The sequence below is a fragment of the Terriglobales bacterium genome (assembly GCA_035624475.1).
In the GTDB taxonomy this organism is placed as follows: domain Bacteria; phylum Acidobacteriota; class Terriglobia; order Terriglobales; family Acidobacteriaceae; genus DASPRL01.
Genome location: DASPRL010000055.1, coordinates 1 through 8,416 on the forward strand (window position 1 = coordinate 1; position 8,416 = coordinate 8,416).

Annotated in this window: 10 protein-coding genes; 6 read left to right on the forward strand and 4 right to left on the reverse strand. The window is 68.6% G+C overall.

The genetic code is table 11. The features are described 5' to 3' along the window. From VEG08_02590 to VEG08_02610, 5 genes are all read left to right on the forward strand, one after another. Nucleotides 1–347, forward strand: a 347-nt coding sequence (locus VEG08_02590) for a molybdopterin molybdenumtransferase MoeA (GenBank protein HXZ26867.1), incomplete at its 5' end; no start/stop codon positions are given. Nucleotides 348–355: 8 nt separating this feature from the next. Then, nucleotides 356–859 carry a cyclic pyranopterin monophosphate synthase MoaC gene (moaC, locus tag VEG08_02595; protein HXZ26868.1) on the forward strand — a complete coding sequence of 168 codons (504 nt, stop codon included), beginning with the start codon at nt 356–358 and terminating at the stop codon, nt 857–859. An 8-nt stretch (nt 860–867) separates the two neighbouring features. After that, on the forward strand, nt 868–1,617 hold the full coding sequence (locus VEG08_02600; protein ID HXZ26869.1) for a response regulator: 750 nt from the start codon (nt 868–870) through the stop codon (nt 1,615–1,617). A gap of 21 nt (nt 1,618–1,638) precedes the next feature. After that, a complete protein-coding gene (locus VEG08_02605; protein ID HXZ26870.1) occupies nt 1,639–2,121 on the forward strand; it encodes a MogA/MoaB family molybdenum cofactor biosynthesis protein in 483 nt (160 codons plus the stop codon). Between the two features lie 35 nt (nt 2,122–2,156). After that, on the forward strand, nt 2,157–2,810 hold the full coding sequence (locus VEG08_02610; GenBank protein ID HXZ26871.1) for a VTT domain-containing protein: 654 nt from the start codon (nt 2,157–2,159) through the stop codon (nt 2,808–2,810). Nucleotides 2,811–2,856: 46 nt separating this feature from the next. On the opposite strand, the gene VEG08_02615 is transcribed toward VEG08_02610, so the two are convergent. From VEG08_02615 to VEG08_02630, 4 genes are all read right to left on the reverse strand, one after another. Further along, on the reverse strand, nt 2,857–3,378 hold the full coding sequence (locus VEG08_02615; protein HXZ26872.1) for a DUF6580 family putative transport protein: 522 nt from the start codon (nt 3,376–3,378) through the stop codon (nt 2,857–2,859). 75 nt (nt 3,379–3,453) lie between these two features. After that, the gene (locus VEG08_02620) at nt 3,454–4,560 is read right to left on the reverse strand and encodes a metal-dependent hydrolase (protein ID HXZ26873.1); all 1,107 of its coding nucleotides are present in this window, start codon (nt 4,558–4,560) and stop codon (nt 3,454–3,456) included. A gap of 52 nt (nt 4,561–4,612) precedes the next feature. Next, the gene (locus VEG08_02625; GenBank protein ID HXZ26874.1) at nt 4,613–5,596 is read right to left on the reverse strand and encodes a diacylglycerol kinase family protein; all 984 of its coding nucleotides are present in this window, start codon (nt 5,594–5,596) and stop codon (nt 4,613–4,615) included. Nucleotides 5,597–5,622: 26 nt separating this feature from the next. Then, nucleotides 5,623–6,273, reverse strand: coding sequence for a DUF1579 family protein (locus VEG08_02630; protein ID HXZ26875.1), 651 nt, complete (start codon nt 6,271–6,273; stop codon nt 5,623–5,625). A gap of 108 nt (nt 6,274–6,381) precedes the next feature. On the opposite strand from VEG08_02630, the gene ligA reads away from it, so the two are divergent. Continuing rightward, nucleotides 6,382–8,416 (forward strand): NAD-dependent DNA ligase LigA (gene ligA, locus VEG08_02635; GenBank protein HXZ26876.1); only part of this gene is annotated, 2,035 nt, incomplete at its 3' end.

An 8,416-nucleotide genomic window follows, 5' to 3' on the forward strand; every position in this document is an offset into this window, starting at 1 on the left:
GCGCGCCGCCCACCTGCTTCTTCGGCCTGCCCGGAAATCCGGTCTCTACCCTGGTGTGCTTCGAGCTGTTCGCGCGGCCGGTGATCGACGCCTTGGCGGGCGCGCCGCCTCTTCCCTTGGCTTTCACCCAGGCGCGGCTCTCCTCCGAGATCCGCACCAGGACCGGCCTGACCCGCTTCTTGCCCGCCGCTCTCTCCGGCCAGAACGGGCCCGCCGAGGTCGTCCCCGCGCGCTGGCAGGGCTCCGGCGACATGGTTTCCCTTACCCGCGCCAACTGCTATATCGTAGTGCCCCCCGACCGCGAGCGCCTGCCCGCCGGGGAGATGGTTTCGGTGCTGTTGAGGTGAGAGGACCCGTGCCCAGGAAGCTCTCCCATTTCGACGCCGGCGGCCGCAGCCGCATGGTGGACGTCTCCGCCAAGGCGCCCACGCGGCGGGAGGCGGAGGCCTCCGCCTTCGTCGCCATGTCGCCTAAGGTGTTGAAAGCGCTGCCCAAGAACCCCAAGGGCGACCCGCTGGAGATCGCCCGCATCGCCGGCATCGCCGCCGCCAAGCGCACCCCCGAACTGATTCCCATGTGCCACTCCATCCCCCTGTCTCACATTGATGTGCGTGCCCGGCTATGCGAGAATGGCGTCGCCCTGACCTCCCGCGTCGTCACCACTGCCGTCACCGGGGTGGAGATGGAGGCGCTGGTGGCCGCCGGCGTGGCTGCCCTGACCGTGTACGACATGTGCAAGGCGCTGGACAAAGGCATCGAGATCCGGGAAATCGTGCTGCAACGGAAATCGGGAGGCAAGAGCGGGGATTACTCGCGCCCGCCGCATCCTCCGCGCGGCCCCTCCCGTAGAAAGAAGTAACCGTCCGGATGGCCGGCAACGTCAAGGTCCTGCTCGTCGAAGATAATCCGATGGTGCTGGAGATGCTGCGCCAGTCCCTGACCCCGCTGGGCGCCGTGACCACCGCCACCGACGGCGCCGACGCCCTGCTCAAGGCCATCGACGATCCCCCCGACCTCATCCTCACCGACTACGCCATGCAGGGCATGGACGGCCGCCAGCTTTTGGAGAAGCTCAAGGGGCGGGCCGCCACCGCCAAGATCCCCGTCATCCTCATGGCCTCCCGCGCCGACATCACCGAGAAGCTCAAGATGCTGCAGGATTCGGTCGAGGACTTCGTGGAGAAGCCCTTCTTCATCAAGGAAGCCACCGCCCGCATCAAGCGCATCATGGACAAGATCGCTCTGGAGAAGATGGCGCGCGAGGCCCCCGGCGAGAGCGTGGTGCGCGGCAACCTGGCCCAGATGAACGTCATGGACCTGCTGCAGTCCCTGGAGATGGGCCGCAAGACCTGCGAGCTGGTGCTCACCGCGAACGGCGAGCGCTGCGAGATGTACTTCTCCGACGGCCAGATCAATCACGCCGTCTACGGCCCCCTCAAGGGTGACGAGGCCGTCTACAAGGTCCTCACCTGGCCCGGTGGCGTCTTCCAGATCGACTTCACCGGCAAGAGTTCGGAGCAGACCATCACCCGCTCCACCCAGGGCCTGCTCATGGAAGGCCTGCGCCTGCTCGACGAAGCCAACCGCGAAAAAGAAGAAAATGTGCTCGACGCCTGACCGGGTCTCTCCTGCCTGCGCATGACCGCCGCCGTGCTCACCGTCAGCGACTCCTGCGCCCGCGGCCAGCGCCGCGACGCTTCCGGCCCCGCCGTGGCTGCCGCCCTCCAGGCCCGCGGCTTCCAGGTGGTCGCCAGCGAGGTCGTTCCCGACCAGGCCGCCGCCATCGCCCAGGCCCTGGTGCGGCTGGCCCAGCAGGCCCGCCTGGTGGTCACCACCGGAGGGACAGGCGTGGCCGCCCGCGACGTCACCCCCGAGGCCACGCGCTCCGTCTGTGACCGCATGGTGGAGGGCATCGCCGAGCGCATGCGCGCGGAGGGCTCCCGCAAGACCCCGCTGGCCGCGCTCAGCCGCGCCGTCTGCGGCGTCCGCGGCTCCACCCTGCTGCTCAACCTGCCCGGCAGCCCCGCCGCCGCCACCGAGTCGCTGGCCGCGGTCCTCGAGCTGCTCCCTCACGCCCTCGACCTGCTGGCCGGCAAGACCGAGCACGCCGGCCCGGGCTAGGCGCGCGCCCTCCTGTAGAATGTCCCTTAATCCCCTTGCACTTCTTGAAGATCATCCTCGCGAAGTACACCGCATTCTTCCTGGGAGCCATGAAGGTCCTGGGGATATGGGGTCCGTTCGTCATCGCCGGGGTGGACGCTGCGCTGCTCGGCCTTCCCCTGGACCCGGTGGTCGCCGCCTACGTGTGGAGCGACCGCGCCCACTTCTGGCTCTATCCCATCACCGCGTCGCTGGGCTCGGCGCTGGGCAGCCTGATCATCTACTACATCGGCCGCAAGGGGGGCGAGGTGGCGCTGCGCAAGCGCATCTCCCACGAGCGCATGGAGGCGCTGCGCAATCGCTTCGAGAAGCAGGAGTTCTTCGCGCTCATGATCCCGGCCATGGCGCCTCCGCCCTTCCCCTTCAAGCTGTTCGTGCTCTCCGCCGGGGTCTTCGACATGAAGCTGCGCGACTTCCTGGCCGCCATCTTCCTGGGGCGCATGGTGCGCTTTGGGGTCCTCTCGCTGCTGGTGCTGGAGTTCGGGCCTTCCATCGTGGAAACGGTCAAGGAACTCTTCCGTGAGCACCGCGAACTGGCGCTGGTGTCCCTCGCCGTGTTCCTGCTGGTGTGCCTGCTGATCTACCGGCTGATGCGCCGGCCGGTGCGCGAGATGGTGCACGAGGCCGCCCCCGCCGACCCACACAAATGAGAACGCCCTGCCGCAGCAGGGCGTTTCACGGACCTCTTGGCGGAAGCTAGCGCAACACCGGCAGCTTGGCCTCGGCGGGCTGGCGCGCCGCCACCAGCGCTCCGATCCCGAAGAACGCCGCGGTGAACAGCAGGTCGCCGAGCACCCCGTTGCGGAAGAAGGGCATCGCCAGCAGGTAGCAGGTTCCCAGCCCGGCCAGCGTCTTGGGGTACATATTCCACACCAGCCACACCGCGAAGTTGCTCACCAGGAAAAAGGAGACCGAACCCGCCAGCGAGGCTCCCGCGATGCGCGCCAGGCTGGCTTTCTGCTTCAGCAGGCCGCCCAGCAGGATCATGCCCGCGTACCACGCCCACACCACCAGTTGGTCGTAGGTAAAGGGATAGTGGTAGACCGCGCGGGTGAGGTAGACGTCGACCGCCATCATGAGCAGCAGCGGCGCCCACATCCACTTGCGTGGCATGCGCGCCCCGAAATACAGCAGCGACGCCGTCAGGGGCGTGAACCCCAGGGTCTGGGGCAGGAAGCGGAAGGCGATGGCCACCACTACGAAGACGTATGCCAGCATGCTCACCTCATTCCCACGCCGCGGCGCGGGTGCAACTGGGATTCTCCCGCCGCGCTGCGGCTTCCGTCAAGCGGCTCAGCGGCCGCCCCGCTCTTCCTGCTCCTCTTGCCGGGTGCGCCAGCCGAAGTGCTGTGAGACCACATTGAGCTTGTCGTCCAGTTCCACGGAGGCGCCCAGCGGCCGGGCGGCATTCTCCGGGTAGGTGTAGCGCAGGTCGTAGAAGCGCACTGCGTAGCCCAGCAGCACGTCGTTCGGGCCGGTGACGGGCTCCACCTCGGTCATGGGATACTGCGCCCAGTCCAGGTAGACGCGTCCCAGGTAGGACTGCTTGGCCGCCTCCAGGGCCGGCGTCTCCTCGGGCTTGTAGCGCACCACTGCCCGCCCGTCGGGGTCCACCTCCCCGGTCAGCGAGTTCACATGCATGGTCTCGAAGAAGGTGTCGGTCTCCGCCACCCCCATCCACAGGAAGGGATTGGTGGAGTAGGGATAGGCCGAGACCCGGCGCGCTTCCTCGCCCTGGTAGAGCACCGACTCCATGGCCGCCACCGCCCGCCGGTGCTCGAAGTCGCGCAGCCCCCAGATGGCGACCAGGCAGACCAGGGCGAAGATGGCCCCGCCGCGCCCGCGGTAGCGCGGACGCCGCGCCCCGATCTCCTCGTTGATCAGCCCGAACATCCACGGTCCCACCAGCCCCAGGATCAGCACCGCCAGGATCCACGGGTCCACGATGCTAACGATGTCCCACGAATACCACTTGTAGGAGATGGGATCGAAGGGCCGCACCCCGTAGCTATTGGTGTAATCCAGTAGGACATGCACCAGCGCTCCCAGGCAGGCGTAGAGGTAGAGCAGCCCCCAGCGCGGCGCAGGAGGCTGCGCCCCCGGCTCATCCCCAGGCGGACAGGCGGCACAGCCCGCCGGCGCCTCCCCACGATGGCTCCAGCGATACACGCCGTAGACGAAGGCCAGCACCAGCGCCGCCACCAGCGGCGCGCCCAGGAAGGTGTGGGTGAAGCCGCGGTGGTGGGCGAAGCCGCGGATGCGGTTGCCGATGCCCAGGAAGACGTCGATGTCGGCGGCCTCGGTGGCCAGCACCAGGGTGAGGGTGGCCAGCGGGGTCTTGCGGTTCAGCCCCGCGCGGCTCAGGCAGGCGCCGGTCAGAAAGTGAGTGATGGGTTCCACGGGTGCGTCGGGTACCGCAAGCAAATCGTACCTGAAATCCCGCTCCGCCGCCTCATCGCTTGGGATGGGCGGGATACAGCAGGTTGAGGGCGGCGGGAACCATGCTGAGGCGCAGCGGCAGCCGTCCCAGCACCTCGCCGTCGGCCTCGGTGTAGATGGCGCAGGCAGGCCGCTGAGGCCAGGCCGCACGCCGGGGATCGTCGGGCGGCATCTCGCGGAAGCTGGCCTCGGTGGCGTGTACCATCTCCACCCCGCGCACCCGCCGCGGCCGGTCCAGGAAGGTCTGCACCATGTAGCGCAAGAAGGCGCGGCGGCGGGCGGTGCGCACCAGCAGGAGCTGGAAGTCGTCGCGCTCCAGCCCGGCGTCGGGCGCCACCTTGCGCACGATGCCCCCGAAGTCGCGGATGCGGATGGCCAGCGCCTGCGAGACCTCCACCACGCGCCGCTCCCCGCTCCCGCTCTCCCGGTATTCCACCTCGAAGGGCGACAGGGGATAGGTGGCCAGTTGCCACGCCACGTTGAGATAGTAGGCCAGCATGCCGTGGCGGCCCTTGGCCTGGTGGCCGACCTCGTAGAGCATGCGGGCGTCGCCTCCGGCGCCCGCGCCCACGGTGAAGTAGCGCTGCGCCGGGCGGCCTTCGCCGTTCTGGAAGTCCACGCGGCCCAGGGCGATGCGCCGTATCTCCGCCGCGAGCAGTTGCCGCGCCGCCTTCACCGTGTGGTGGGAGGTGCCCAGATCGTTGGCCAGGCCGTTGCCGGTGCCCAGGGGGATCACCCCCAGCGCCGCCGAACTGCTCGCCACGCCCGGCAGGATCTCGTGCACGGTGCCGTCGCCGCCGCAGGCCAGGATGGTGTCGCAGCCCGCGGCCACCGCCTCCCTCGCCTGCTCCCCCGCCGTGCCCGCGGCGCGCGTGGGCACCACCAGGACGTCCACGCCCGCGGCCCGCAGCACCGCGGCCGCGTCCTCCACGTGCGCGAGGCGGCGGTCCCGCTTGCTTCCCGAGGCCGGATTGTAGAGGAGCGCGGCTTTGCGCATGCTTTGCGGGCGGGGACCTTCCGGGATCAGGGCTTCGCCGCGGGCTTGGCCGCTGCCGCCGGCTTGCGCGTGTACTTGAAGGTCATGCTGCGCTGCATCTCGCCGTTCTCGCCCGCGATGTCGACGGTGAAGGTGTGCGAGTCGGGCTTCAGGTCGGTCAGCGTGACCTTCATCACGATCTTGCGACCCATCATCTCGGTCTCATCGTGGAAGACCAGGTTGTCGCCCTCCCACTTCCCTGGCCCGGAAAGCTCGCAGCCCGAGGGCGCCACGTTGTCGCACCACAGGTTGCGGAAGACCTGGTCTTTGGGGTCCCACCAGATCATGCCGTGGCCGTGCACCTCGCCCATGACGTTCTTGGAGTGGTAATCCGAGACCAGGGAGAGTCCGCCCGGACCCAGGCGCGTGCTCTCGCTGCCCTTGCCCGTGCCCGCGGACATGAAGTCGCTGGCCTCGAACTTCTCGTCGGTCGTCCAGTTGCCCACCATCAGCTTGCTGAGCTTCTCCATCTCCGGCGACGGCTTGGGCAGCGCCGGCGCCTCCGCCTTCTTGCTTTCGGCGGCCTTGGCCGGCTTTGCCGTCTTGGCGGCGGGCTTGCTCTCGCTCTGCTTCTGCTGCGCCAGGACCAAGCCGGCCACCAGCAGCACCAGCGACATCACCATCGCGATCCGTTTCATGCTCCACCTCTCCGCTTGGGACGCCCCGGGATTATAGGGGATTTTGCCCTTTTCCGCCGCCGTTGTGACGGCTGCGGCCGCGCCCCCTTCGCCCCTATAATCCTTGGCATGGCCACGGACGCCAAGGGCAAGGAGGTCGAGCGCCGCATCGCGGCGCTGCGCGAGCAGATCCGCCGCCACGAGCACCTTTACTTCGTGCTCGACCAGCCCGAGATCTCCGACGCCGACTTCGACCGCCTGGTGCAGGAGCTGAAACGCCTGGAGGCCGAGCATCCTGAGCTGGTCACCCCCGACTCGCCCACCCAGCGCGTGGGCGGGCAGCCGCGCGAGGGCTTCGTCAAGCTGCAGCACTCCACTCCCATGCTCTCCCTCGACAACGCCTACACCGAGGAGGAATTGCGCGACTGGGAGCGCCGCGTGCGCGAGTTGAGCGGCCGCAAGGAGGTCGCCTGCGTCTGCGAACTCAAGCTCGACGGCCTCTCGATGGCGCTGCGCTACCAGCCCGACCCGCAGGAGAAGGCCAAGTCCAGGCTCGCCCTGGCCCTGACCCGCGGCGACGGCGAGGTGGGCGAGGAAGTCACCGCCAACGTGCGCACCATCCGCTCCGTCCCGCTCTCCATCCCGGCGGCCGCGCTCAAGAAGGCCGGGCTGCCGGCGGAGTTCGAGGTGCGCGGCGAAGTGATCATGCCCACCAAGTCCTTCGAGCGGCTGAACCAGGAGCGCGAGGCCCAAGAACTCTCCCAGTTCGCCAACCCGCGCAACGCCGCCGCCGGCGGCGTGCGCGTGCTCGACCCCGCCATCACCGCGCAGCGCCGCCTCGACTTCTACTCCTACTTCCTGGCCGTCGGCGGCCGCGTCGCCTTCAAAGAGCACTCGCGCTCGCTGGAGGCGCTCTCGGAAGCCGGTTTCAAGGTCAACCGCACCTGGCGCCTGTGCAAGGACCTGGACGAGATCCAGGACTTCATCGCCCACTGGGAGAAGAAGCGCGACTCGCTGCCCTTCGAGATCGACGGCGTGGTCATCAAGGTGAACGACACTCGTCTGTGGGAGGAGTTGGGCTTCACCGGGCGCGCCCCGCGCTGGGCCCTGGCCTACAAGTGGGCGGCGCGCGGCGGCGTCACCCAGGTGGAGGACATCTTCGTGCAGGTGGGCCGCACCGGCAAGCTCACGCCGGTGGCCGCGCTCACTCCCGTCTCCATCGGCGGCACCACCGTCAGCCGCGCCACCCTGCACAATCAGGACGAGATCGAGCGCCTGGGGCTGCTGATCGGCGACTGGGTGCAGGTGGAGCGCGGCGGCGACGTCATCCCCAAAGTCGTCGCGATGGTCGAGGACAAGCAGCATCCCCGCGGCCGCAGGAAGTTCCGCATGCCGGAGAAGTGCCCGGAGTGCGGCGGCAAGGTGGTGCGCGACGAGGGCGAGGCCGACCACCGCTGCGTCAACGCCAACTGTCCCGCCAAGCTGCGGGAAAGCATCCGCCACTTCGCCGCCCGCTCGGTGATGAACATCGAGGGCATGGGTGACGTGCTGGTCAACCAGCTCTGCGACCGCGGCCTGGTCCGCAACGTCGCCGATATCTACAAGCTCACTAAGCAGAACCTGCTCGAGCTCGAACGCATGGGCGACAAGTCGGCGCAGAACGTCCTGGACGAGATCGAGGCCTCCAAGAAGCGGCCGCTCGACCGCGTGCTCTACGGCCTGGGCATCCGCTTCGTGGGTGAGCGCACCGCCGAACTGCTGGCCGAGCACTTTGGCTCCGTCGACGCGCTCGTCGAGGCCGCTACTCTCAAAGACGAAGAGAAGAGCGTCGAGGAACTGCAGCAGGTCGAAGAGGTCGGCCCCAACATCGCCGCCAGCATCCGCAGCTTCTTCCTGGAGCCCCGCAACCGCGAACTGGTGGAACGCCTGCGCAAGGCCGGGCTGCAGTTCAAGGGCAAGAAGCGCGAGCGCGGCACCCGGCTTGCCGGCAAGACCTTCGTCCTCACCGGCACCCTCGCCCGCCACAGCCGCGACCAGGCCAAGCGCATGATCGAGGACGCCGGCGGCAAGGTTTCCGGCTCAGTCTCGAAGAAGACTGACTACGTGGTGGCCGGCGCCGACCCCGGCTCCAAGCTCGACAAGGCCCGCGAACTGGGCGTCAAGG